This window comes from Solilutibacter silvestris (assembly GCF_002895945.1).
GTDB classification, from domain to species: Bacteria; Pseudomonadota; Gammaproteobacteria; order Xanthomonadales; family Xanthomonadaceae; genus Solilutibacter; species Solilutibacter silvestris.
This window is the reverse complement of sequence record NZ_NPZB01000001.1, coordinates 119,736-143,538: the sequence shown is the minus strand read 5'-3', so window position 1 is coordinate 143,538 and position 23,803 is coordinate 119,736. Positions and strand designations below refer to the sequence as shown.

Below are 23,803 nucleotides of genomic sequence, written 5' to 3'. Positions count from 1 at the left end.
TCTCCAAAGGAGATCCCTATGAAAATCGGATTCATCGGCGCTGGTCGCATGGCTACGACCATCGGCCGTCATTTGATCGGTGCGGGCCACGAGGTCGTCCTGTCCAGTTCGCGAGGGCCGGAGGCGTTGGCGGGGCTCGTCGCCGATCTGGGCCCGGCCGCCAGCGCAGGATCCAAGCAGCAAGCTGCGGAATGCGATGTGGTGATCCTCGCCACGAATTGGGCGGATGCGCCGGAGGCGCTCAAGGGAATCGACTGGAGCGGCCGCATACTCGTCGACGGGACGAACGCCCACATGGGCGAGAAACCGGACGTCAGCGCTGGCGGCGTAGCGAGATCGGTTGCTGCGTTGGAGAACCGCACGTCGAGCGAGATTGTCGCCGCAATGGCGCCCGGCGCCAGGCTGGTGAAGTCGATCAGCAATATGCCGATGGCTTGGATACAGGATTTCTCGCCACAGAAGCCGAAGACCGTACTGTTCGTGTCAGGAGACGATCGCGATGCCAAGGCGCTCGTGGTCGAACTTATCGATTCGACTGGCTTGGTCGCGCTCGACCTCGGCTCTCTCGCCGACGGCGGTGCGATGCAACAGCTCGGCGGCCCGCTATCCGCTGTTGAATTGCACTTCGTCCGCAGGATTGTTCGCTAAGAAAAACTCGTGCCGCGAGCATTGTGAGTCCGCGAATTAGTTGCCGTATCAGAGGAATTAGGGATGAGCACACCTAAACCGATGTTTGTTCGGGAAGTAGCGCGCATGGTGCATACCGAGTCCGTTTGCGCTCGTGTTAGTCCGCTAGCAACATTGGGCGCAGCGCCAGCTCTTTGAGTGAAATATAGGCGCGTGGAGTTGATCTGGTTCCCTGATGCCTTCCCTGTTATTTGAAGGGAAATTTTGGTTGCGCCCGCTCTGATAGGCCTGCAGATCCTGGACAGTGCTCAGCTATGGCTGCGGCCAGGACCCAGGATTCGCTGAAAATTTCCCTGAAACTGGGAAAAGCGGGGCAGAGACCGGTTAGCGAGTGACTGCCTCCACCACCAAATCCACTCAGGCATGATGTTGCGATGTTCGATCCCGCCGCCGCCATCGCCACACTCGATCTGAAGCCGTCCGCAACCGACGATGCGGCATTGTCGCGATTGCGCACAGTCGCCACCTCCAGCGATTTCGCCATCGAAACCTTGCGGCGGCAACCCGACGTGCTGCGTGCGTTGTTGCACGACGATGGCACCCGGCCATTCCCGCGACCCGAACTCGCACCGGATCGGCGCGACGCGTGGCCGTCGTTGTTGCGGCGTTATCGCCAGGCGGAATCGACGCGGCTGGTATGGCGCGACGTGCTCGGGCTCGACAGCGTCGAGGAAACACTGCGTGGCAGCAGCCGGCTCGCGGAGCAGTGTCTTGCGCTCGCATTGACGGCGCTCGAACGTGACTTCGCCGAGCGTCATGGCGTGGTGCGCGCAGCGGATGGCGGCGTGCAACGGCTGGTGGTGTTCGCGCTGGGCAAACTCGGCGGCGGCGAACTCAATTTCTCCTCCGACATCGACATCGTCTTCGCCTATCCTGAGGACGGTGCCAGCGACGGAGCGCGCCCACTCGATGCCGAGCAATATTTCGCGCGACTTGGACAGCAGCTGGCGAAATTGCTGGATGAAGTCACGGCCGAAGGATTCAGCCATCGCGTTGATCTGCGCTTGCGCCCCTACGGCAATGCCGGGCGGATGGCGTGGTCGTTCTCCGCGCTCGAACAGTATTTCCAGCGCGAAGGACGCGACTGGGAGCGTTACGCCTGGCAGAAGGCGCGGCCGGTAGCGGGGGATATCGATGCGGGTGAACTGTTCCTGCGCATGTTGCGGCCGTTCGTGTATCGGCGCTATCTCGATTTCGGTGCGCTGGAAGGCCTGCGCGAGATGAAGGCGTTGATCGCCGCCGAAGTCGCGCGCCGCGAGATGCAGGATGACATCAAGCGCGGCCCCGGTGGCATCCGCGAGATCGAATTCCTCGCACAGGCGTTGCAGCTGATCCGTGGCGGGCGTGAACCGGCGTTGCAGCAACGCGGACTGCTGGCCGCGCTGGATGCTTTGGTGACGGCCGGGCAGATGGACGCAGCCGTGGGCGCTGCACTGCGCGATGACTATCGTTTCCTGCGCCGGCTGGAAAATCGCCTGCAGATGTTGCGCGATGCGCAGACCTACGCCTTTCCGGAATCACCAGGGGATCGTGAACGCATCGCCACCACATTGGGGCATGCCGATTGGGATGGCTTGCTGGCCGATCTCGACGTACATCGTGTGCGCGTCGCCAACGAATTTTCCGCATTGCTCGGCAGCCGCCGTGACAGCGATGAAAAAGACGGATTGTCCGGCTACTGGCGCAGTCTGCCCGACGGCGGCGAGGCATCGCTGCTGGCCGGAACGGGATTTGCGGATGTCGAATCGGCGGATCAGCAGTTGCGCCAGTTCGTGCGCGGCTTGTCGCCTGCGGTGATGTCGGATGTCGCGCGTGCGCGACTCGATCGCTTGATGCCCGCGTTGCTGGCGACCAGCGGGCGCGCGGCGCAACCCGATCTCGCGCTGTCGCGTGCGTTGTCGCTGGTACAGAACGTCCTGCGCCGCAGTAATTACCTGGCCTTGCTCGACGAACAACCGCAGGCGTTGGAACGATTGATCGATGCGCTGTCGCGCAGCGCGTTGTTGGGCGAACGCGTGGCGGCGCATCCAGTGTTGCTCGATGAGCTGCTCGATCGCCGCGCCGCCGGTGACTTGCCCGATGCCGCGACCATGGGCGAGGCCTGCGCGCGCGCACTCGAGCACGGCGATGGCGATGTCGAACAATCGCTGGTGCTGTTGAATGAAACGCGGCAAGCGTTGAGCTTTCGCATCGCGCTGGCGGCGCTGGATGGCCAGCAGCCGGCAAGCGCGAGCACGCAACAATTGGCGTGGCTGGCCGATGCGGTGGTAGCGTCGGTGGTGCGACTGGCGTGGACCGATCTGGTGCGTGCACACGGTCGCGTGGCCGATGCGCGCTTCGCCGTGCTTGGCTATGGCAGCGTTGGTGGCGAGGAACTCGGCTTCGGTTCCGATCTCGACCTGGTGTTCCTCCACGATGGCGACGACACGGCGCAGTCCGATGGCGCACGCCCGCTGGATGCGACACGTTGGTTCGCGCGGCTGGCGCAGAAAATCGTCTCGCTGTTGCAGACGCCGACGCGCGCCGGGCGCCTGTACGACGTCGACATGCGCCTGCGTCCCGATGGCGCCAGCGGCCTGCTGGTGACGTCGCTGGCGGCCTATGCGGATTACCAGCGGCATCGCGCCTGGACGTGGGAGCATCAGGCGCTGGTGCGCGCGCGTTGCGTGATGGCCGATCCCGAAGGGCGACTGGCGAACGACTTCGACGCCGTGCGCGCGGAGGTGCTGGAGCAATCACGCGATGCCACGACATTGGCTGCTGATGTGATCGCCATGCGCCAACGCATGCGTCGCGAACTCGATCGCGGCGATGCACGCTGGTTCGACCTCAAGCAGGGCGAGGGCGGGCTGGTCGATCTCGAATTTTTGTTGCAGGCGCTGGTGCTGCGCCATGCCGATGCGCATCCACGGTTGTGCGTGCCGCGCCGCAGCGTCGATCTGATCGCGGCATTGGCGGGGGCAGGGATACTCGCGTCGGGACCGGCCGCGGCCTTGTTGCATGCGCACGCCACGTTGTCGTCGCTGGGGCTGGCATGCACGCTCGATCGTCGTCCGCGCCGGGTGCAGTTCGATGCCGTGGTTGATGCCGCGCGATCAACGATCCGCGATGCCTGCCGCGCACACGGCTTGGACTTCAGCGCAGCTCCCGCAAGCGACGCCTGACCTCGCCGGCGATGCGCGCGGTTTCGCGCAAGGGCGTGGTGTCCAGCACCATCGCAGCGCCCAGTGGTCGCGCGCGACGACGCGCTGCCAATGCCGCGAGGAATGCCGCGATGCGTCCACGTACCGCGAACGGCAGCCATTCGACGCTGGCGCCGGTGGCGCAGGCTTCCGAGAGCATGTTCACCGAATCCGGCGTACAGACGATGCGATCCGCGTACGCCAGCATCGCGGCATGGGGGTTGGGGCCATCGCCATCGCCGCTCCACAGCGTTGCCGATGATCGCGCCACGGCATCGCGCAAAGCCGGCAGCCAATCGCGCGGGGTACGCCCCGACGTGGTGATGACCAGTCCGTTGCCGGCGGCGGAAGCTTCATCCACCAACTCCCGCACGAATGCCGCAACATCGGGGGTGTCCATCGCCACGGCCGACGTCGGGCCGCCGATCATCACCGCAGTCAACGCGCCGCCACCCCATGCCGGCGGGCGCGGCTGGTTCGCGCGCACCTCGGCCAGCCAGGCGTCATCGATCGGGTTGAGGCTGCCGAGCAAGGTCAGTACGTTGGGTCCGCGCAGGGCATCGTGTTCCGGCACCACCAGCAGATCCCAATGACGCGGATCGATGCGCGGATCGAGGATCTGCACCGTCCGTGTCCCGACATCGCGCAACACGCGTGTCGCCAGCGCCGCCTGCCGCCCGCAACCGACCGCGATGGCTGGCGGATTACGCAGCAGGGCCGCGAAGCCATCTCCCAGGCCATGGCCGGCAGCCGGCAGTCGCCGCGGTGCCAGCCAGCGCCAGGGTGTCGCGGGATCGAGGCGCAGATGAGGCGCTTCCTGCCCATTCAGGGCATCGGCCAGTGCCTGCGCCTGGCGGACATTGCCGGCGCGGCCATCGGACATGGCCAGCACGGTCATGATGGGGAATACTGCGCATTCATCGCCCAGACAATACACTGCTCGTTTCGCCGGGATCGACCCATGTCGCAGTTCCACTCGCTGGATGCCGCCGCCCTCGACCAGCTGTTCGTGCAGGCACGGACCTACAACAGTTTCAGCGGTGAAGTCGACGACGACACCCTGCATCGTCTCTACGATCTGCTCAAGCTCGGGCCGACCGCCGCCAACAGCACGCCCGCGCGTTTCGTCTTCGTGCGCAGCGCCGAGGCCAAGGCGCGGCTCGCACCCACGCTCGACGCCGGCAACCGCGACAAGACCATCGCCGCGCCGGTGACGGTGATCGTCGCCTACGATCTCGACTTCCACCACAAGCTGCCGCTGCTGTTCCCGCATGTCGATGCCCGCGCGTGGTTCGAAGGCCCGGTGATGGAAAAGCGCTTCATCCCCGCCATGCGCAACAGTTCGCTGCAGGGTGCCTACCTGATGCTGGCGGCGCGCTCGCTCGGGCTGGATTGCGGGCCGATGTCGGGCTTCGACAACGCCAAGGTCGATGCCGAATTCTTCGCCGGCACGCAATGGAAATCCAACTTCCTGGTCAACCTCGGCAAGGGCGATCCGTCTTCCATCTTCCCGCGCTCGCCACGGCTGTCGTTCGACGAAGCCTGCCGCATCGAATGAACCCACTTTCCCCCGGAGATCACCGCATGAAACTGCTCCCGATCGCATTGCTGTCCCTGCTGGCTGCCGCCGGTTCCGTCAACGCCGCCGATTACAAGATCGATCCCGGCCACACCATGGTGCTGGCGAGCTGGAACCATGCCGGTTATTCCAACCCGACCGCCAATTTCACCGGCGCCACCGGCACCATCCGTTATGACGAAAAATCGCCGGAGAAGGCTTCTGTCGAAGTGATCATCCCGATCGATCAGGTGCAGAGCTTCGTGCCCGAACTCAACGATCACCTGAAGAGCGCCGATTTCTTCGATGCCCAGAAGTACCCGACCGCCACCTTCAAGAGCACCAAGGTGATGTTGAAGGACGGCCACCTGAAGGTGATGGGCAATCTCACCCTGCATGGCGTCACCAAGCCGGTCACGCTGAAGGCCAAGCTCAACAAGGTCGGCATCCAGGAAATGATGAAGGTGCCGGCGATCGGCTTCGATGCCAGCACCACGATTTCGCGTTCGGCCTTCGGTATTTCCAAGTACGTGCCGATGATCAGCGACGAGATCGAACTGCGCATCACCACCGAGGCGCACGGCGACAAGTGAGCTTGATCCGATGAGCGCGGTCCTGTTGCGTCGCGCCGACCAGCGTCCGCGCACCCGGATCGACTGGCTCGACAGTCGCCACACGTTCTCGTTCGGTCAGCACCACGATCCGGCGTGGATGGGATTCGGCGCGCTGCGCGTGATCAACGACGATCGCGTTGCGGCGGGCGCCGGATTCCCGCCGCATCGCCACGCCAACATGGAAATCATCAGCATCGTGCTGGAAGGTGCGCTGGCGCATCGCGACAGCACGGGGACGCAAGGCGTGATCCGCGCGGGCGACGTGCAGTGGATGAGCGCCGGCCACGGCATCGAGCACAGCGAGTTCAACGCCTCGCCCGATGCGCCGGTGCATTTCCTGCAGGTGTGGATCCAGCCCGATCAGGTGAACGCCGCACCGGCCTACGCGCAGGAAGCTTTCGATCCCGCCCTGCGGGAAGGACGCTGGCAGGACCTGGTCGGCGGCGATGGCATCGCGATCCGCCAGGACGCGCGCATCCGCGCGATCCGCTTGCAAGAGGGCGCGTCGCAGCCGCTGGAGGTGGCCGCCGGGCGTGGCCTGTGGCTGCAGGTGCTGGATGGTGCGGTGCGCATCGCCGGCCATGAACTCGCGGCGGGCGATGGCATTGGTCTGGTGGGGCCGCTCGCCGATGCCTCGTTGCAGGCAGTCGGCGCCTGTGAAGTCCTGGGCTTCGACGTGCCGATGTAGGCGCGGCCGCGTCTCGCGGTAAACTGTCCATCTTCCGCTGCGATGCCTGCCATGAACGACGCCGCCCAATCCGCTTTCGTGCCGCGCGAACCGCGTGTCCATGAGGTTCGCCGCGCCGATCTGCCGTTGTCGTGCCCGCTGCCGTCGATGAGCCTGTGGAATTCGCATCCGCGCGTGTACCTGGCGATCGAAGCCGAAGGTGGCCGCGCCGAGTGCCCCTACTGCGGCGAAATCTACGTCCTGGTCGATTGACCGCATGGCCGCAAGGCCGCTGACCGTGTTGCAACTGCTGCCGGCGCTGGATGCCGGCGGCGTCGAGCGTTCCACGCTGGAAATCGCCGAGGCATTGGTGCGCGCTGGTGATCGCGCGCTGGTGGTGTCTGCCGGCGGGCGCCTGCAGCCCGCGCTGGAAGCGGCGGGCGCGCGCCACGTCACGCTCGATATCGGCCGCAAATCGTTGCTGACGTTGCGCCATGCGCGCGCATTGCGACGACTGTTGCGCGAGGAACGCGTCGACATCGTCCACGCCCGTTCGCGCTTGCCGGCGTGGATCGCGTGGCTGGCATTGCGCGGAATGGACAAGGATGCGGCGCCGCGTTTCGTCACCACCGTGCATGGCTTGAATTCGCCGTCGCGTTACAGCGCGATCATGACGCGCGGCGAACGGGTGATCTGCGTATCGGAGACCGTGCGCGATTATGTGCTGCAACACTATCCGCGCACCGATCCGGCGCGTTTGCGGGTGATTCCGCGCGGCATCGACCCGCAGGCATATCCGCGCCGCGATGGCGTCGATCGTGCTGCGCGCGCGCGACTCGCGGCGGCATGGCCGGCGTTGGCTGGCGATGGCCCGTTGCTGCTGCTGCCGGGCCGCGGCACGCGCCTGAAAGGCCACGTCGATGCCCTGCGCCTGCTCGCCGACCTGCGCAGCGGCGGGATCGATGCGCGACTGTGGATGCCAGGTGCGCGGGTGCCGGATCGCGCACGCTACATCGCCGAACTGGAAGACGAAGCGCGGGCGCTCGGCATATTCGATGCACTCGCCATCAGCGAACCGACCCACGCCATGGTCGAGGCTTATCGCGCCAGTGATCTGGTGCTGCAACTGTCGCGCAAGCCGGAATCGTTCGGACGCACCGTGGTCGAGGCGCTGGCCGTCGGCGTGCCGGTGATCGGCTGGGACCATGGCGGCGTCGGCGAAGTGCTGGCGGCATTGCAGCCCGAAGGCCGCGTGGCATTGGCGGATCGCGCCGCATTGGCCGAACGTGCGCAGGTGTTTCTCCATCATCCGCCCGCACCGCCGCAATGGATTCCGTACACTCTGTCGGCCATGCAAGACGCGACCCTCGATGTCTACGACGAACTCGCACGATCACGCTGAACATCACGCCGAGCCTACGGGCTGGCGCTGGGCGCCGGCATGGGTGCTGGCCTATGTCGTGATGCTGCCGGCCACCGGCATCGCCGAAGCGATCCTGTCGCTGGGCGCGCTGACCACGATCGGCCTGCTGGCGTGGGCGCGGTTCCGCGGCACCTCGCGCCTGCTCAGTTCGCCGGCGTGGGCGCTCACCACCGCGCTGTTCTTCGCCTACTGGTTGCCGGAGCTCATCTCCAGCATCGATGCGGTCAATCCGGCGCAGGCGATCGAGAAGAGCCTGTTCGGCCTGCGTTATCTGCCATTCCTGTGGCTGGCCGCGATCGCGGTCGCCACGGCGCGTTCGCGTCGCATCACCTTCGGCGGTCTCGGCGTGATCGTCGGGTTGTGGAGCATCGATGCCTTGATCCAGGCGCTGACCGGGCATAGCCCGTGGTTCGCGGCGCTGGATGGAATCAAGCAGGCGATCCAGCATCGCCCGATGTGTCCGGTCGCCAGTGCCGATCGCCTGACCGGGCCGCTGGGTCCATGCAATCCCAAGCTCGGCATCGTCCTCGCCAGCCTGTCGCCGTTCGCGCTCTATGGTGCTAAACGTTTGTGGGGACAGATCGGCTGGTTGGCGATCGCATTGCTGGTGGGCGTGGTGATCGTGCTGGCGGGATCGCGCGCGTCGTGGATCAGCTACGCCCTTGTGCTGCTGGTGTCGGGATGGACGGTGCTGGGATGGAAGCGCCTGCTTGGCGTGTTCGCGACCGGCGCCCTGGTGTTGATCGTCGCCACCTTCACCGTGCCACAGGTGCATGAACGCATCGAACGCACGCGCATGGCGATGGCCGGCGACCACAATGATGTCGACGAAGCTTCGGCCGGACGCCTGCGCATCTGGGGCGCAGCGGTGTGCATGATCCGCCAGCATCCGATCAACGGCGTCGGCACCCGCGATTTCCGCGAATCGTTCCCGGCCTGCGATCCGCAGCCCGGCGTGCGCGCGGCCTGGGGCGATGGCCCGGCGCTGCACGCGCACCAGTTGATCCTGGAAATCCTCAGCGAAACCGGTCTGATCGGCCTGCTGCTGTGGATCGCCGGTGCGGCATTGGGCTGGCGCGCCTGGCGCTTCGCCTCGCCCGATGATCGCGCCCGCGCGCGGCCGGCGATGTTGGCGCTGGTCGTCACCCTGTTTCCACTCAATACGCATCTCGCGGTGTATTCCGCGTTCTGGGGCGGCATCACCTTGCTGCTGGCCGCGCTCTACGCCGGCAGCCTGCTGTCGCGCGAGACAGGCGGCTGATGCACGCGCCGCTGTCCGGCGTCGTCACCACGTTCAATAACGCCGCCACGCTGGCGCGCTGCCTCGACAGCCTGGCGTTCTGCGACGAGATCGTCGTGCTCGATTCCGGATCGGATGACGCCACGCTGGAAATCGCGCAGGCACGCAATGCCCGCATCCATGCGCAACCATTCGCCGGTTACGGTCCGCAGAAACAGGCGGCGATCGATCTCGCCAGCCACGACTGGATCCTGCTGCTGGATGCCGACGAGTTCCTCGATGACGGTGCTGCGCAGGGAATCGTTCGTGAACTGGAAGCGCCACGCGCCGATGGCTATCGCCTCGAGCGACAGGAGTGGTTGTTCTGGCGCTGGCCCCATCGTTGTACACGCGGCAATCGCCAGTTGCGGCTGTTCCGCAAATCGATGGGTGGAATGAACGCGGTGCCGGTGCATGCGGCACCCGAAGTACGCGGTCGCGTGATCGATCTGCCGGTACTGTTCCGCCATTACGGCGAACCCGATCTCGCCACCCGCGTCGAGAAGATCAATCGCTATTCCAGCGGCCTGCTCGAACACACGCGCGGCAAACGCAAGTCATTCATCGGACTGCGCCTGCTGGTGTATCCATCGCTGGCGTTCCTCAAGTTGTATGTCGGCAAGCGCTATTTCCTCAATGGCTGGGCCGGCTTCTTCGCGGCGCGCACGCAGGCGTTCTATGCATTCCTGAAATACGCCAAGGTGATGGAAGCGCAGCGGCGCTAAGCACGCACTGGCTGAGCGCTGTCATCCCGAACGCAGTGAGGGATCTGCTTTCTCGCGCCCGGCGTGCGCCCGCTTGGGTGTCCCTATTGCCGGCACGCCGTAAATCCGTCCATGGAGGCTCAGCCGCCGCATCCATGCGGCGGAATGGTCGGCCATAGGGACACACCGCGCAGGCGCTGCCGGGCGAGTAGCGTTTCGTCGCTTCGATGAAGCAACAACACGCGCGCGGCAAGTGGGCGGTCTGCCCGATGCGCGGGCATACGAGGCATGGATGCCGAGTCGAGCCTCCATGGACGGATTCACGGCGTCCCGTGCATTGGGTCTGCCGCCCACGCCAGCCAGCGCGTGCGATGCTCCTAGCGCGCGTACAACGACGCCCCGTCCGGCTGGCGCTTGAAGCGGCGATGGATCCACAGATATTGCGTCGGCGCTTCACGCACCATCGCCTCGATCGCCGCGTTCACTGCAGTCGCATCCGTCACGGTGTCGTCGCTGGGGAAGGGATCGAGCGGATCGCCGACGCGCAACACGTAACGATCGCCGACGCGCCGATGGAAGAACGGCACCACCGCGCAGCCAGTCAAGCGCGCGAGTTGATGTGTCGCGTTGATGGTCGATGCCGGGATGCCGAAGAACGGCGCATACACGGTGTCCTTGCCGCGCATGTCCTGGTCGGGCGCGTACCACAGCACGCCGCCTTTCTTCAGGTGACGGATCGCGCCGCGGATATCGTCATTGGGATACATCGCGCTGGCGTAACGAAGGCGCCCCTGCATCACCGCATCCTCCATTGCCGGGCTGCGATAGCGGCGATACATCCCCGCCAGCGGCACGTGATCGCACATCAATCGTCCGCACAGTTCCAGTGTCATGAAGTGGCCGGAGACCAGCAGGATGCCGCGCCCCTGCGCCTGCAACGCTCGCAACTTCTCCACGCCCTCGATGGTGACGGTGGCGCGCATCGCATCGACATTGCCCCACCATGCTCGCGCGAATTCGAACACGCCGATGCCGAGGTCGCGGAAACTTTCGCGCAGCAACGTGGCACGGGCCTGCTCATCCAGTTCCGGAAAACACAATTCGATATTGGTACGGGCGGCGCGGCGGCGCGCGGGCAGCAGCCACATCAACAGCCAGCCAAGCCCGCGACCGACCGCGCGCTGCAGTCCCCACGGCAAGCGCGCGAGACCGCGCAGGCAGGCAACGCCGAGCTGGGCCGGAAGGTCCTTCAGATGGAATCGGGGAGATGTTGGAGCAACCATGGGTGAAGTCTAGCCAACGATGACGCCGAAGGCCCTAGACTTGTCGCCATGCGATCCGATGCCGTCGAGCGGATGTTGCGCAGCGCTTACTCGGCGGTGCTCTACCTCCTGCTCCCCATCACCATTTATCACCTCGTCTGGCGCGGGTTCCGCCAGCGTGGCTATTTCCAGCGCTGGAGCGAACGCTACGGCTATTACCCCGGGGCTGCGCCGGAAGGGCGTTCCACCATCTGGCTGCATGCCGTGTCGGTGGGAGAGGTGAGCGCGGCCGCGCCGCTGGTCGATGCCCTGCTGGATCGGCGGCCGCAGGTGCCGCTGGTCATCACCACCATCACCCCGACCGGTTCCGAGCGCGTGCGGGCGCTGTGGGGCGATCGCGTGCGCCACGTCTATCTGCCCTACGACCTGCCCGGCGCGATGCGGCGCTTCCTCGCGCAGTTCCGTCCGGCGTGTGCGCTGCTGATGGAAACCGAGTTGTGGCCAAACCTGCTGTTCGCCTGCCACGATGCCGGCATTCCGGTGTCAATCGTCAATGCGCGCCTGTCGGAACGCTCGTTGCGCGGTTACCAGGTGCTGGCGCCGCTGATCCGTCGCGCCTTGCGCACGGTGCGCCGCGTGTGCGCGCAGGGGCACGCCGATGCCAAGCGCTACCTGCGGCTTGGTGCGCGTGCCGAAGCGACGGTGGAAACCGGCAACCTCAAATACGATGTCGCCGAACTGGGTGGCCTCGACGGCTTTGTCGCCGCGTTCCGCGCACAGGCCGGCGCGCGTCCGGTGTGGATCGCCGCCAGCACCCATCCCGACGAGGAAACCGCAGTGCTTGCGGCGCACCGCGCGTTGCGGCTGGCCTATCCCGATGCGCTGATGTTGTGGGCGCCGCGCCACCCCGAGCGCTTCAAGGCGGCATACGAACAGGCGCGCAGTTTCGGTTTCCGCACCCATTCGCGTGCGTACCACCCATGGCCGGCGCAAGACGATGCGGTGTTCGTGGTCGATACGCTGGGCGAACTCGGGCGCTTCTACGCCTGCGCCGATGCCGCCTTCGTCGGTGGCAGCCTGCAACCGATCGGTGGGCACAACCTGCTGGAACCGGCAGCGGTCGGCGTGCCGATCCTCAGTGGACCGCATCTGCACAATTTCACCGATATCGCGCGGCAGCTCTCGACAGCCGGCGCGATGAAGATCGTCGACGGACCGGAGATGCTGGGCGAACGACTGGTGGAATTGCTGGGAGCGGACGATATGCGCGTGCAGATGGGCGAGGCCGGGCGCGCGCTGGTGGTCGATGGTCGCGGTGCGCTGGAGCGCACGTGGCAGGCGATCGTCGACAGCCTGCCGGATTGAACCTGCTTGCGGAAGGCAAACAGGCTCTGATGAGTCACCTCAGTGGCGCGACTTGCGCTTGGACTTCTTGCTCGTGGCCGGCCTGCTGGTGTCGGACTGCGCATCCGGCGTCGCCGCTGCGGAATCCTTGACCGTCGGCACTTGGCCTGCCGGCACCGTGAGCAGGCGATTCACCGTTTCCACGTCGGCAACGTCGAGCGTACCCGCGGCCTGCTTCAGCGCCAGCTGCGATTGCAGGAAGCTGTATTTGGCCTGCGAATAGGCCTGGCGCGCATTGAACAGGTTCTGTTCGTTGATCAGCACGTCGATCACGGTGCGTGTGCCGACTTCCAGTCCGACCTGCGAGGCGTCGTAGGCGCTCTGCGCGGCGACCAGCGCGAGACGACGCGCTTCCACCGCGCTGACGCCAGCAACCAGTGACTGGTAGGCGTTGCGGGTGGTGCGTTCCACCGAACGGCGCTGCTGTTCGTACTGGTCCTGCGCACCATCGCGCTCGGCGAGCGCCTGTCGCACCTGCGACGAGGTGCGGCCACCGTTGAAGATCGGCACGCTCAAGGTCAGGCCGACGCTGGGGCCGTGGCTCCAGCCAGTGGCGTTGTTGCTGCCGGAGAAGGAGTTGTTCGACCAGCTACGGCTGGCACCGAAGCTGCCGTTGGCGCTGAGGGTCGGCAGATAGCCGGCGCGGTTGACGGAGATGTTGTCTTCGGCGGCCTGCACGGCGTAGCGCTGTGCCTGCAATGCCGGGTTGGTGTCGACGGCGCGCTTGACCCAGGCATCGACGTCGCCTTCCGGCGGGATCGACGGGCGGAAATCATCCGGCAATGCCATCAGCGAACGGATCTGCTTGCCGGTGATTTCGGCCAATGCCTGATAGCTGTCTTCCAGCACGTTGCGCTGGACGATGGTGTTGGCGCGCGCGGCATCGTACTGGGCACGCGCTTCGTGGACGTCGGTAATCGGTGCGAGGCCGACTTCGAGGCGCTTGCTGGCGAAATCGAACTGCTTCTTCAGCGCCGTTTCCGAAGCTTCGGCGGCAGCCAGCGTTTCCATCGCCACCAATGCATTGAAATAGGTCTGCGAAGTGCGGGTGATCAGGGCGTCGCTGGCGGCTTCGTACTGGTATTCGCCGGACTTGCCTTGGGCCTTGGCGGCCTGGAAGCTGTTGATCGCTCCGCGATTGAACAACCACTGGGTGGCACTCACGCCGACATTCGCGCTGCGTGCCGTGGTGGTGCTGCCCCCGAGTTTGATCGGCGCACCGGTGATCGGATCGTTGTAGTAACCGCCACCGGGCGACGATGTGCGGCTGGCGCTGCCCGAAGCCGAACCGTTGACCTGCGGCAGCAGGTAGGAGCGCGCCTGGACGGCACCTTCCTTGGACGAGCGCATGCCGGCTTCGGCGGCCTGCAGCTGTGGGTCGGCGGTGCGGGCGATGCGGTAGGTCTGCAGCAAGTCCTCGCTATGGGCGGCCAGGGGCGCCAAGGCAAGAGCGAGGGCGAGGCTGAGGGAGCGGCGATGCATGGGCGTCTCTCGAAACGATCAAAGGGTGAAGCGAGGCAGAGCTGCCCCGCCTTTCAAGTAGTGCAGGTCGGTCTCGAACAGCGAGTCGACGCGACCATCGGCATGAATGCGGACAGCCTGCATCGCCGGCGCGTCGCCGTGGACGATGAACATGCGGCCGCCGGGTGCCAACCAGTCGCGGAAGTGTGCGGGGATGGCGGCAACGGCACCAGTGACACAAATCACGTCAAAGCGATGACTGCTGGTCCAGGCATAGGCATCGACGGTCTCGACGGTGGCATTGGTGATGCCCTGCGCGGCCAGTGCGGCACGGGCGCGATCGGCCAGCGCCGGATCGATCTCCAGACTCGTCACTTCGCGCGCCAGCTTGGCGAGGCAGGCGCTGAGATAGCCGCTGCCAGTGCCGATTTCCAGCACCGATTCGTTGGCCTGTGGCAGCAACGCCTGCAGGGCGCGGCCTTCGACCACCGGCTTCAGCATCGATTCGCCGTTGCCCAGCGGCAGTTCCATGTCGGTATAGGCCAGGGCGCGCACGGCTTCGGGCACGAACTGTTCACGCGGGACGGTCAGCAGGGTGTCGAGCACGCGCGGGTCGAGCACTTCCCACGGGCGAACCTGTTGTTCGACCATGGTTTCCCGGGTTTTGGCGTAATCGATCGACATGCTGGGCGGTCTGCGGCGTAGGGACGACAAGTTTAGCGTCAACGCCCTGAAGGGGTCTTGGATGACGGTTGCAGCATCACAGCCATCGTCGGTTCCCCTAAGTGCCGGAAGTCACCAAACTTCCGGCAGGCAGGGGCGATCATTCAGGGGGAATGCGCGCGCCGGCATATCCACGCAGGAACAGATCGACGGCGCTGGCCAGGTAGGCCTCGGTCTCCGTACCGGGAACATGGCGCTGCACGCCGTAGCCCAGCTGGGCGAACAGGTCGCCACGGATCATCGAGAGCAGATGGATGGCAGCGAGCGGTGGGTCTTCGATGTGCAGCAGGCCACGAGCGCCGAGCCGGGCCAGACTGCGGGTGAGAAACGCATCGATCCGCACTGGTCCGGCGTTCCACACTTCCAGGCTGAGCTCGGCGGGGACGCCGGGTGCGCGCAGCAGGCGTCGCCCGGAGATCGAGGCCGGCAGCAGCAGGTAGGCGTGGTAGGTGCGGGCAAAGGTGAGCAGGCTGCCGCGGAGGTCGCCATCGTCCCACTCCTTGAAGAGCGAGGCGGGCAGATGATGGTCGTAGTGGTCGCGGATGGCGGCCACGAACAGCGCGGTCTTGTCGCCGAAATGGCTGTAAAGGGTGAGTTTGGAGACGCCGGCGCGATCGGCCAATTCCTGCATGTTGGCTTGGGCGAAGCCGCGGTCGAGGAACAGCGCCTTGGCCGCGGTCAGGATCGCCTCGCGCTTGGCGGGATCCTTGTGGCGGCCTGCAGACCGTACGGGCGCGTCTTCCATGGATTCAATCTTACTCGGGTGGACCAGGGCGCTCGCGTCACCCACCCGACAGCACCGTCCCGAGGGCATCGTCGGCGTTGGCGAGCGGGGCGGAGGTCGCCGGTCGCGCCAGCCAGGCGGCCAGGGCAGGCGGCGGTTCGATGGCATGGCCGATCAAGGGCTCGACGATGGTGTCGAACTTGGCCGGATGGGCGGTGGCGACAGCGGCCCAGTGACGCCGGTCGCCGGTGGCGCGCAACTCCTCCAACACCTTCAATGCGGTGGCGGTGTGCGGGCAGGGCACCACGCCATGGCGTGCAGACGCGTGACGGATGGTGTCGCTGATGGCGGCGTCATCGACACTGGAGGCGCGCATCGCCGCACGCAATTCGACATCGTCGCGATGCCACCAGCGCAGGCGTTCGAAATTGCTCGGTGCGCCGACGTCCATCGCGTTGGCGAGCGTGGCGATGGTCGCGCGCGGGGCGTACTCGTCACCACTGAAATAGCGCGGCAGCACGTCGTTGGCATTGCTGGCCAAGACGATATCGCCGATCGGCAGGCCCATGCGCTTGGCCAGCCAGCAGGCCAGCGCGTTGCCGAGGTTGCCGGTGGGAATGACGAAATTGAGCGGGGCGTCGTGGCGATCGCGGAATTCCAGCGCGGTGTGGGCGTAGTACGCGGTCTGCGGCAGCAGGCGGCCGAGGCTGATGCTGTTGGCGGAACCGAGGGCGACGCGTGCGCGCAAATCCGTATCGCCGAGCGCGTGCTTCACCATGCGTTGGCAATCGTCGAAGCTGCCGTCGATGCGGTAGGCGCGGACGTTGTCGCCGAAACAGCCGAGGCCGTGTGCCTGTCGCGGCGAGACGCGGCCATCGGGATAGAGGATGGTGACATTGAAGCCATCGCGGCGATGGAAGGCCGCGCCGACGGCGGCGCCGGTATCGCCGGAAGTGGCAACGAGAATTGTTGTTGGCGCGGACGCTGCCGGAGCGCGCAGGCCCGACAGACAGCCGGCGAGGAAGCGCGCGGCGTAATCCTTGAAGGCGGCGGTGGGGCCGTGGAACAGTTCGAGCAGGTGATCGTTGGGCGATGACAGCGCGCGCAGCGGCGCCGGGAAATCGAAGGCGTCGGCGCACAGTCGCGGCAGTCGGGACCGTAGGTGGGATTCCTCGAACCACGGTGCGAGGACCAAAGCTGCGGTGTCCGCGAGCGTGGCACCGGCGTGATCGAGCGCGAGCTGCGGGATGCGTTCCGGCACGTACAAGCCGCCATCAGGCGCGAGGCCGGCAGCGAGCGCGACGTCCAGCGATGTCGGCGCGACGCCGCCGCGCGTGCTGACGAACTTCATGCGACGAGTTCGGCACGCGGGCCATTGATCGGTGAAAGCAGCGCATCGCTGTCGAGTCCGACGCGTGCGAACGCGGCCTGCATCGCCTGCGCGGCCACCGATGCCTGTGCGTGAGAGCCGAACCAGCCGAACACGGTCGGTCCGGCGCCGGAAATGCTCGCACCCAGCGCGCCATGCGCGAGTGCCGCCGCTTTCACTTCGGCAAAACCGGGGATCAATGCCGCACGCCGCGGTTCCACCAGCACATCGTTCAAACCTTCCGCGATCAAGGCGCGATCACCGCGCGCGAGGCCGGTGAGGAACAGCGCGAGATGCTCGCTCTGCTTGACGAATTCGCCGATGGCGTAGGGTGCCGACAGTGCCGCGCGCGCCAGTCGCGTTTCCAGCACGAAATGCGGGTGCACGGCGGCACAGAACAACTCCGGCGCGGAGAGCTGGATCGCGCGCGTCGGTGTCGCCAGCACCACGCCGCCGAACAGCATCGGTGCGACGTTGTCGCCGTGGATGCTGCCGCTGGCGATCGCTTCGCCGAGCAAGGCCAGCGGATACAGCGCGTTGCGCGACAGCGGTTGATCGATCACCGCGTTCGCCGCGACCAGTGCTGCCACGCACGACGCCGCCGATCCGCCGAGACCCGATCCGAGTGCGATGCCCTTGTGCAGTCGCAGTTCGAAACCATGGGCGATGCCGTGGCGTTCGCGCAGCTCGATCAAGGCGCGGCCGGCGGTGTTCTTTTCCGCTTCGAGCGGCAGTGATGACACGCCATCGACATCACCTTCGATCGCGGCGATACGCACGACGGGTTCGTCGATGCGCGTGACCTGCGCGCGATCACCCGGGCCTTCGATGGTGTGGCCGAGCAGGTCGAAGCCGACACCGATGTTGCCGATGCTGGCGGGCGCGAAGGCGCTGGCGTGGTGCGTGGCTGGCGTCACGGACGCGCTCCCAAGGCTTGTGCAATGGCGAGGATATCGCCGAACACGCCGGCGGCCGTCACCTCGGGTCCGGCGCCGGGACCTTGCACCACCAGCGGGTTGTCGGCGTAACGACGGGTGTGGAACTGGATCAGGTTGTCGGTGAGGCGGCCATGCAGGCTGGCGTGGCCGTCTTCGGGCGCAACCAGGCCGACGCGGGCGCGGCCATCGCGGTCGAGTTGCGCGAGGTAGCGCAGGCTGCGACCTTCGCGTTTTGCCGCATCGAGCCGTGCCTGCATCGGCGCATCGAGTTCGTGCAGACGTGAGAGGAAGGTGCCGCGATCGACATCTTTCAGGGACGCTGGAACCAGGCTTTCGATCACGACATCCTCCAATGACAATTCGCGACCCGCTTCGCGCGCGAGGATCACCAGCTTGCGCGCAACATCGATCCCGGAGAGATCGTCGCGCGGATCGGGCTCGGTGTAGCCGAGTGCGCGCGCTTCCGCCACCAACTGCGAGAACGACACGCTGCCGTCGAACTTGTTGAACAGCCACGCCAGCGTGCCGGACAGCACGCCATCGATTTCGGTGAGGGTGTCGCCGGTATCGAGCTGGCTGCGCAAGGTCTGGATCACCGGCAATCCGGCACCGACCGTCGCTTCGTAACGGAAATGGCCGCCGTGACGCGTGGCTGCGCGGATCGCATGCCAGCGCTCGAGCGGCCCGCTGCCGGCGTGCTTGTTGGGTGTGACGACATGGATGCCGGCGGCGAGCCAGTCGGCGTAATGCGCGGCGACGGTGTCGCTGCCGCTGCAATCGACGATCATCGCGTGAGGCAGATGGCTGGCGCGAACATGCGCGGCGAAGCGATCGAGGTCGAGCATCTCGCCATCCTCCAGCAATGCGGTGGCATCGACGGGATCGAGTGCGCGGGATGCGAGTTGCATGCGGCTGCTGTTGGCGACCGCGCGCAAACGCAGGTCGAGACCGGCGCGATCCGCACCGTTGTAACGCGATGACGCTTCGGCGAGTTGCGCCAGCAGCGCGCGTCCGACATTGCCCGGGCCGATGACGCCCACGGATAGCGTTTGCGGCGACAACCAGAACGCCGAATGCGCGGCGCGCAAACCACGCGTGGCGTCTTCCGCGGCGATGGCGACCGAGATGTTGCGTTCGCTGGCGCCCTGCGCGATCGCGCGGATGTTCACCCGCGCCTGCGCCAAGCCCGCGAACAATCGCGCCGACACGCCCGGCGTGCCGACCATGCCGTCGCCGACTGCGGCAAGCACGGCGATGCCGGTGGTGACGCGCACGCCTTCGGCCTGCCCGTTGCTGATGGCGTCCCGGAACGCGACACGTACCGCGGTGCGTGCACGTTCGGCCTGATCGGCGCGCAGCACGCAGCAGATCGAATGTTCGGACGATCCCTGGGAAATCATCGTCACCGACACGCCTTCGGCATGCAGCGCGGCGAACATGCGTTCGGCGGTGCCGGGCACGCCGATCAGTCCCGCACCGGCGAGTTCGAGCACGGCCATGTCGGGCACCAGCGTCAGCCCTTTCACCGGCGAGGCTGCAGGCTCCGAGGTTTCCGTGATGCGCGTGCCGGGTGCAGCGGGATTGAGCGTGTTGCGGATACGGATCGGCAAGCCCGCCTGCATCGCCGGCGCCATCGTCTGCGGATGCAGCACCTTGGCGCCGAAATAGGCGAGTTCGCAGGCTTCGGCGTAGGACATCGATTCCAGGCACACCGCGTCGGGCACCAGCCGTGGATCGGCACTGAGCACGCCATCGACATCGGTCCAGATGGTGAGTTCCGCGGCATCGAACAACACCGCGAAAATAGCCGACGAATAATCGCTGCCGTTGCGGCCGAGCGTGGTGATCGCGCCGTCGCCATCACGGGCGACGAAGCCGGTGATCACCACGTTAGACTCGCGATGCGCCTGGCGCCATGCCGCGAGTTGGCGGCGACTCGCGTCCCAATCGACGCCGACACCGAGTTCGCCGGGATGCACGACGAGTACCTCGCGGGCATCGAGTCGCGCCCAATCGGCGGCTTCATCGCCCAACGCCGCCTGCAGCAGTCGCGATGACCACACTTCGCCCAATCCCTGCACCGTCGCCAGCCATTCCGGTCGCGGCGAAGGCGCGGACAAGGTTTCATGCAGCGCCTGGAATTCGCGCTCCAGCCACGCCTGCACGGCGTCATCGACAGCGAGTTCGCGCGCCACGCGCAGATGTTGTTCGCGCAACCTGGTCCAGTCGCCGCGCCACGGTTTGGTGTCGAGCGCGGCGGTGGCCAGCGTGGTCAGCGCGTCGGTGACGCCCTGCATCGCCGACACCACCGCGATGCGTGGTTCGTCCGACCGCTGCAGCAATGACGCGACTTCGCGGAGGCGTGCGGCATTCGCCACGCTGCTGCCGCCGAATTTGTGCGCGTACAGGGACATGCGGAACTCCTGATGAGCCCGCAGCGATCGGATCGGGTCGCCCCGCATCCGGACCGGATGCGGGAGGGTGATGGATGTTCAGTCCACGACGCCCAACCGCATCCGCCACCGGGTATCGGTGGTCGTGCGGGTGGTGGTAATCGTCATGGCGAACATCGCGTGCATGGGATCAGTGATAACGGGTGGATTGTGCGGTGTCAAATGAAATCTCGGATGAAACCGCCGCGCCATCAATCACGCAGTTCCGCGACCTGGCAGGGCAGCGGGAAATGATCGATCACCGCGCGCGTTGCGGCTTGCGTACCGATCGCCGACGTTCCACCTGCAAGATCGGCGGTGAGATTTCCGGCAGCAAGCGCCGACGCCACCGCCTGCTCGATGCAGTTCGCTTCGTCGTCCAGCCCCAGCGAATGCCGCAACAGCAGCGCCACGCTGAGGATGGCCGCATAGGGATTGGCGATGCCCTTGCCGGCGATGTCGGGTGCGGAACCGTGGATCGGCTCGTACAGTCCAACGCGACCTTCGCCCAGCGATGCCGAGGGCAGCAGGCCGAGCGAACCGGCGAGCATCGACGCTTCATCGGTGAGGATGTCACCGAACATGTTCTCGGTGACGATGACGTCGTACTCGCGCGGTCGCGCCAGCAGATGCATCGCCATCGAATCGACCAGTTGATTCTCGAGTTCGATTTCGGGGAATTCATCGCGGACGATACGGCTCGCCACTTCGCGCCACAGTCGCGAGGTTTCCAGCACGTTGGCCTTGTCGACCGAAGTGACGCGGCGGCTGCGCGTCATGGCGAGGTGACAGGCGTGACGGATCACGCGCTCGATTTCGCCGACGCTGTAGGTGCACAGGTCGCTGGCGCTGTCGGCCGTGCGGGTTTTCTCGCCGAAGTAGATGCCACCGGTGAGTTCGCGCACCACGATCAGGTCGACGCCTTGCAGCAGGTGCGGCTTGATCGGCGATGCCGAGAACGCGACGGGATGCGGTTGCACCGGACGCAGGTTGGCGAACAGGCCGAGCGCCTTGCGGATGGCGAGCAATCCCTGTTCCGGGCGCACTTTCGCCTGCGGATCGGACCACTTCGGGCCACCGACGGCACCGAGCAACACCGCATCGGCTTTCTTCGCGGCAGCGAGCGTGTCGGCGGGCAGCGGTTCGCCGGTGGCGTCGATCGCGGCGCCACCGATCAGGCGTTCGGTGAAGGTGAATTCATGACCGCGACGTTCGGCAATCGTGCGCAGGACGGTGACCGCAGCGGCGGTCACTTCCGGACCGATGCCGTCACCGGGCAGGACCAGGATGTCAGCGCGCATGGGCGGCCTCCAAGGTTGCATGGCGTTGTGGATTGGAATCGCGTGCGGCCTCGAAACGTTCGATCGCAGGCAGTTGCTTCAGCAGATAACCGAGCTGGTCCACGCCTTCGAGCAGGCAGGTTTGCGCGAAGGTGTCGAGCGGGAAGGTGAAGTTGCGGCCATCGGGCAGGGTGACGCTGCGCGCGGCGACATCGATGGCGAGTTCGATGCCGGGGTTGTCGAGCAGTTCATCGACCACCGCGTCGTCCAGCACGATCGGCAACAGCCCATTCTTCAGTGCATTGCTACGGAAGATGTCGGCGATCTCGCTGCTGATCACCGCGCGCAGGCCGAGATCGGTGAGCGCCCACGGCGCGTGTTCGCGCGAGGAGCCGCAGCCGAAGTTGCGGCCGGCGACGAGGATGCGTGCGCTGGCATTGGCGAACTGGTTGAACGGAAACGCTGGATCTGGCGAACCATCGGGTAGCGCGCGCCAGTCGTTGAAGGCGTGCTTGCCCAGCCCCTTGCGTTCGGTGGTGGTGAGGAAGCGCGCAGGAATGATCTGGTCGGTGTCGATGTTGCGCTGGCGCAGCACGACGGTGCGCGAGACAAGAGTGGTGAACGCGGCCATCATGCGGCCTCCATGGTCAGGGCATTGTTGTTGAAGAACGCGCGCGGATCGGTGATTTCGCCGGTGATGGCGCAGGCGGCTGCGGTCGCCGGCGATGCCAGCACGGTGCGTGCGCCCTTGCCCTGCCGTCCCTCGAAATTGCGGTTGCTGGTGGACACGGCGAGTTGCCCCGGACCAACGAGATCGCCGTTCATCGCGATGCACATCGAGCAACCGGGCTCGCGCCATTCGCCGCCGGCAGCGCGGACGATCACATCAATGCCTTCGGCTTCGGCATCCTTCTTCACCTGTTCCGATCCCGGCACCACCAGCATGCGTACGCGCGGATGCACGTGGCGGCCGCGCAACACATCGGCTGCTGCGCGCAGATCGCTCAAGCGCGAGTTGGTGCAACTGCCGATGAACACCACGTCCACCGCGCGGCCGCTCACCGCAGCGCCGGCTTCCCAGCCCATGTAACGACGCGCCTTGTCGCTGTCGTCGTCGGCATCGGTCGGAACGTGGGCGTCGAGCGCGACGACCTGTCCCGGGTGCGTGCCCCAGGTGATGGTCGGGCGGATGTCGCCGGCATCGATGCGGACTTCACGATCGAACGTCGCGCCGTTATCGCTGTGGAACGTGCGCCATTGCGCGACGGCGGCGTCGAAATTCTCGCCTTGCGGCACGCGCGGCAATCCGCGCAGGAACTCGAACGTAGTGTCGTCCGGCGCGATCAGTCCCGCGCGGGCGCCGGCTTCGATCGACATGTTGCAGACGGTCATGCGTTCGTCCATCGAAAGCGCGCGGATGGCGTCGCCGCGGTATTCGATCACGTGGCCGGTGCCGCCGTTGACGCCGATCACGCCGATCACGTGCAGGATCAGGTCTTTCGCGCTGACACCGGGCGCGAGCTCGCCGTCGATGGTGATCGCCAGCGTCTTCGGCTTGCGTTGCAGCAGGCATTGCGTCGCCATGACGTGGCCGACTTCGCTGGTGCCGATGCCGAAGGCCAGCGCGCCGAATGCACCGTGGGTGGCGGTGTGGCTGTCGCCGCAGACGATCGTCATGCCCGGTTGCGTCAGGCCAAGTTCGGGGCCGATCACGTGGACGATGCCGCGGTGCGCGCTGTCGAAATCGAACAGCTCGACGCCGAAACGCCTGCAGTTCTCGCGCAGGGTCTGCACCTGCGTGCGCGCGGCGTCGCTGATGTAGGGGAGCTGGCCGTCTGCGTTGGCGGGGAGCGTCGGCGTGGAATGATCGAGCGTCGCCTTGGTGCGTTCCGGGCGATGCAGTTTCAGTCCGCGCGCGTCGAGTTCGGAAAACGCCTGCGGCGAAGTGACTTCATGGATCAGGTGCAGATCGATGTAGAGCGTGGCGGGCGCGCCATCGCTCTGGTCATCGTTTTTTGGCGAGACCAGGTGCGCATCCCACAATTTGTCGAGCAGTGTCCGGGGCATGGAGGTATTCATTCGATAGGGGAGGAATG

The 23,803-nt window shown here is 66.0% G+C and carries 21 protein-coding genes; 10 read left to right on the top strand and 11 right to left on the bottom strand.

From position 1 onward, the window contains the following. The first annotated feature begins 18 nt into the window (after window positions 1-18). Both Lysil_RS00690 and glnE read left to right on the top strand, forming a co-directional pair. Entirely contained in the window at window positions 19-648 is a 630-nt protein-coding gene (locus tag Lysil_RS00690; RefSeq protein WP_103073675.1) for an NADPH-dependent F420 reductase, read from the top strand. A gap of 413 nt (window positions 649-1,061) precedes the next feature. After that, window positions 1,062-3,851 (top strand): bifunctional [glutamate--ammonia ligase]-adenylyl-L-tyrosine phosphorylase/[glutamate--ammonia-ligase] adenylyltransferase, encoded by a 2,790-nt coding sequence (glnE, locus tag Lysil_RS00685; protein ID WP_103073674.1) that lies wholly within the window; start codon window positions 1,062-1,064, stop codon window positions 3,849-3,851. On the opposite strand, the gene Lysil_RS00680 is transcribed toward glnE, so the two are convergent. Beyond that, on the bottom strand, window positions 3,823-4,767 hold the full coding sequence (locus Lysil_RS00680) for a mitochondrial fission ELM1 family protein (protein ID WP_103073673.1): 945 nt from the start codon (window positions 4,765-4,767) through the stop codon (window positions 3,823-3,825). The genes glnE and Lysil_RS00680 overlap by 29 nt on opposite strands. 63 nt (window positions 4,768-4,830) lie before the next feature. Here Lysil_RS00680 and Lysil_RS00675 point away from each other — a divergent pair, with 63 nt between their 5' ends. The 7 genes from Lysil_RS00675 to Lysil_RS00645 are packed head-to-tail and all read left to right on the top strand — an operon-like array spanning window position 4,831 to window position 10,135. Then, window positions 4,831-5,427 carry a malonic semialdehyde reductase gene (locus tag Lysil_RS00675; protein ID WP_103073672.1) on the top strand — a complete coding sequence of 199 codons (597 nt, stop codon included), beginning with the start codon at window positions 4,831-4,833 and terminating at the stop codon, window positions 5,425-5,427. Window positions 5,428-5,453: 26 nt separating this feature from the next. Continuing rightward, window positions 5,454-6,020: a YceI family protein gene (locus tag Lysil_RS00670; protein WP_103073671.1), complete on the top strand. Its 567-nt coding sequence runs from the start codon at window positions 5,454-5,456 to the stop codon at window positions 6,018-6,020. A 10-nt stretch (window positions 6,021-6,030) separates the two neighbouring features. After that, complete coding sequence (locus tag Lysil_RS00665; protein ID WP_103073670.1) at window positions 6,031-6,729, top strand: pirin family protein; 699 nt, start codon at window positions 6,031-6,033, stop codon at window positions 6,727-6,729. Window positions 6,730-6,780: 51 nt separating this feature from the next. After that, complete coding sequence (locus Lysil_RS00660; protein ID WP_103073669.1) at window positions 6,781-6,981, top strand: zinc-finger domain-containing protein; 201 nt, start codon at window positions 6,781-6,783, stop codon at window positions 6,979-6,981. Between the two features lie 4 nt (window positions 6,982-6,985). Continuing rightward, entirely contained in the window at window positions 6,986-8,110 is a 1,125-nt protein-coding gene (locus Lysil_RS00655) for a glycosyltransferase (RefSeq protein ID WP_103073668.1), read from the top strand. Beyond that, window positions 8,079-9,392 (top strand): O-antigen ligase family protein, encoded by a 1,314-nt coding sequence (locus Lysil_RS00650; protein ID WP_103073667.1) that lies wholly within the window; start codon window positions 8,079-8,081, stop codon window positions 9,390-9,392. The genes Lysil_RS00655 and Lysil_RS00650 overlap by 32 nt, the downstream gene beginning before the upstream one ends. Further along, a complete protein-coding gene (locus Lysil_RS00645; RefSeq protein WP_103073666.1) occupies window positions 9,392-10,135 on the top strand; it encodes a glycosyltransferase family 2 protein in 744 nt (247 codons plus the stop codon). Before Lysil_RS00650 ends, Lysil_RS00645 begins: the two co-directional genes overlap by 1 nt. A gap of 356 nt (window positions 10,136-10,491) precedes the next feature. Here Lysil_RS00645 and lpxL read toward each other — a convergent pair whose 3' ends face one another. Then, entirely contained in the window at window positions 10,492-11,397 is a 906-nt protein-coding gene (lpxL, locus tag Lysil_RS00640; RefSeq protein ID WP_103073665.1) for an LpxL/LpxP family Kdo(2)-lipid IV(A) lauroyl/palmitoleoyl acyltransferase, read from the bottom strand. 48 nt (window positions 11,398-11,445) lie between these two features. Between lpxL and waaA the strand changes: the two genes are divergently transcribed. Then, window positions 11,446-12,741: a lipid IV(A) 3-deoxy-D-manno-octulosonic acid transferase gene (waaA, locus tag Lysil_RS00635; protein WP_103073664.1), complete on the top strand. Its 1,296-nt coding sequence runs from the start codon at window positions 11,446-11,448 to the stop codon at window positions 12,739-12,741. A 39-nt stretch (window positions 12,742-12,780) separates the two neighbouring features. On the opposite strand, the gene Lysil_RS00630 is transcribed toward waaA, so the two are convergent. From Lysil_RS00630 to leuC, 9 genes are all read right to left on the bottom strand, one after another. Then, complete coding sequence (locus tag Lysil_RS00630) at window positions 12,781-14,262, bottom strand: TolC family outer membrane protein (RefSeq protein ID WP_103073663.1); 1,482 nt, start codon at window positions 14,260-14,262, stop codon at window positions 12,781-12,783. Between the two features lie 18 nt (window positions 14,263-14,280). After that, window positions 14,281-14,925 (bottom strand): protein-L-isoaspartate O-methyltransferase family protein, encoded by a 645-nt coding sequence (locus Lysil_RS00625; RefSeq protein WP_103073662.1) that lies wholly within the window; start codon window positions 14,923-14,925, stop codon window positions 14,281-14,283. A 139-nt stretch (window positions 14,926-15,064) separates the two neighbouring features. Then, window positions 15,065-15,709, bottom strand: a complete 645-nt coding sequence (locus Lysil_RS00620; protein WP_165782328.1) for a TetR/AcrR family transcriptional regulator — start codon at window positions 15,707-15,709, stop codon at window positions 15,065-15,067. Window positions 15,710-15,746: 37 nt separating this feature from the next. Beyond that, a complete protein-coding gene (gene thrC / locus Lysil_RS00615) occupies window positions 15,747-17,039 on the bottom strand; it encodes a threonine synthase (protein ID WP_103073660.1) in 1,293 nt (430 codons plus the stop codon). Beyond that, complete coding sequence (locus Lysil_RS00610) at window positions 17,036-17,974, bottom strand: homoserine kinase (protein ID WP_103073659.1); 939 nt, start codon at window positions 17,972-17,974, stop codon at window positions 17,036-17,038. Before Lysil_RS00610 ends, thrC begins: the two co-directional genes overlap by 4 nt. Further along, window positions 17,971-20,409 carry a bifunctional aspartate kinase/homoserine dehydrogenase I gene (gene thrA, locus Lysil_RS00605; protein WP_103073658.1) on the bottom strand — a complete coding sequence of 813 codons (2,439 nt, stop codon included), beginning with the start codon at window positions 20,407-20,409 and terminating at the stop codon, window positions 17,971-17,973. Before thrA ends, Lysil_RS00610 begins: the two co-directional genes overlap by 4 nt. Before the next feature lie 230 nt (window positions 20,410-20,639). After that, window positions 20,640-21,728 carry a 3-isopropylmalate dehydrogenase gene (gene leuB, locus Lysil_RS00600; RefSeq protein ID WP_103073657.1) on the bottom strand — a complete coding sequence of 363 codons (1,089 nt, stop codon included), beginning with the start codon at window positions 21,726-21,728 and terminating at the stop codon, window positions 20,640-20,642. Beyond that, complete coding sequence (leuD, locus tag Lysil_RS00595) at window positions 21,718-22,338, bottom strand: 3-isopropylmalate dehydratase small subunit (protein ID WP_103074894.1); 621 nt, start codon at window positions 22,336-22,338, stop codon at window positions 21,718-21,720. The genes leuB and leuD overlap by 11 nt, the downstream gene beginning before the upstream one ends. Then, window positions 22,338-23,774, bottom strand: a complete 1,437-nt coding sequence (leuC, locus tag Lysil_RS00590; protein ID WP_103074893.1) for a 3-isopropylmalate dehydratase large subunit — start codon at window positions 23,772-23,774, stop codon at window positions 22,338-22,340. Before leuC ends, leuD begins: the two co-directional genes overlap by 1 nt. Window positions 23,775-23,803: the final 29 nt, after the last annotated feature.

Bases quoted from the DNA above. Each gene is read 5' to 3' on its own strand.
- Lysil_RS00690 (WP_103073675.1), top strand. From the start codon at position 19: ATGAAAATCGGATTCATCGGCGCTGGTCGCATGGCTACGACCATCGGC.
- glnE (WP_103073674.1), top strand. From the start codon at position 1,062: ATGTTCGATCCCGCCGCCGCCATCGCCACACTCGATCTGAAGCCGTCC.
- Lysil_RS00680 (WP_103073673.1), bottom strand. From the start codon at position 4,767: ATGACCGTGCTGGCCATGTCCGATGGCCGCGCCGGCAATGTCCGCCAG.
- Lysil_RS00675 (WP_103073672.1), top strand. From the start codon at position 4,831: ATGTCGCAGTTCCACTCGCTGGATGCCGCCGCCCTCGACCAGCTGTTC.
- Lysil_RS00670 (WP_103073671.1), top strand. From the start codon at position 5,454: ATGAAACTGCTCCCGATCGCATTGCTGTCCCTGCTGGCTGCCGCCGGT.
- Lysil_RS00665 (WP_103073670.1), top strand. From the start codon at position 6,031: ATGAGCGCGGTCCTGTTGCGTCGCGCCGACCAGCGTCCGCGCACCCGG.
- Lysil_RS00660 (WP_103073669.1), top strand. From the start codon at position 6,781: ATGAACGACGCCGCCCAATCCGCTTTCGTGCCGCGCGAACCGCGTGTC.
- Lysil_RS00655 (WP_103073668.1), top strand. From the start codon at position 6,986: ATGGCCGCAAGGCCGCTGACCGTGTTGCAACTGCTGCCGGCGCTGGAT.
- Lysil_RS00650 (WP_103073667.1), top strand. From the start codon at position 8,079: ATGTCTACGACGAACTCGCACGATCACGCTGAACATCACGCCGAGCCT.
- Lysil_RS00645 (WP_103073666.1), top strand. From the start codon at position 9,392: ATGCACGCGCCGCTGTCCGGCGTCGTCACCACGTTCAATAACGCCGCC.
- lpxL (WP_103073665.1), bottom strand. From the start codon at position 11,397: ATGGTTGCTCCAACATCTCCCCGATTCCATCTGAAGGACCTTCCGGCC.
- waaA (WP_103073664.1), top strand. From the start codon at position 11,446: ATGCGATCCGATGCCGTCGAGCGGATGTTGCGCAGCGCTTACTCGGCG.
- Lysil_RS00630 (WP_103073663.1), bottom strand. From the start codon at position 14,262: ATGCATCGCCGCTCCCTCAGCCTCGCCCTCGCTCTTGCCTTGGCGCCC.
- Lysil_RS00625 (WP_103073662.1), bottom strand. From the start codon at position 14,925: ATGTCGATCGATTACGCCAAAACCCGGGAAACCATGGTCGAACAACAG.
- Lysil_RS00620 (WP_165782328.1), bottom strand. From the start codon at position 15,709: ATGGAAGACGCGCCCGTACGGTCTGCAGGCCGCCACAAGGATCCCGCC.
- thrC (WP_103073660.1), bottom strand. From the start codon at position 17,039: ATGAAGTTCGTCAGCACGCGCGGCGGCGTCGCGCCGACATCGCTGGAC.
- thrA (WP_103073658.1), bottom strand. From the start codon at position 20,409: ATGTCCCTGTACGCGCACAAATTCGGCGGCAGCAGCGTGGCGAATGCC.
- leuB (WP_103073657.1), bottom strand. From the start codon at position 21,728: ATGCGCGCTGACATCCTGGTCCTGCCCGGTGACGGCATCGGTCCGGAA.
- leuD (WP_103074894.1), bottom strand. From the start codon at position 22,338: ATGGCCGCGTTCACCACTCTTGTCTCGCGCACCGTCGTGCTGCGCCAG.
- leuC (WP_103074893.1), bottom strand. From the start codon at position 23,774: ATGCCCCGGACACTGCTCGACAAATTGTGGGATGCGCACCTGGTCTCG.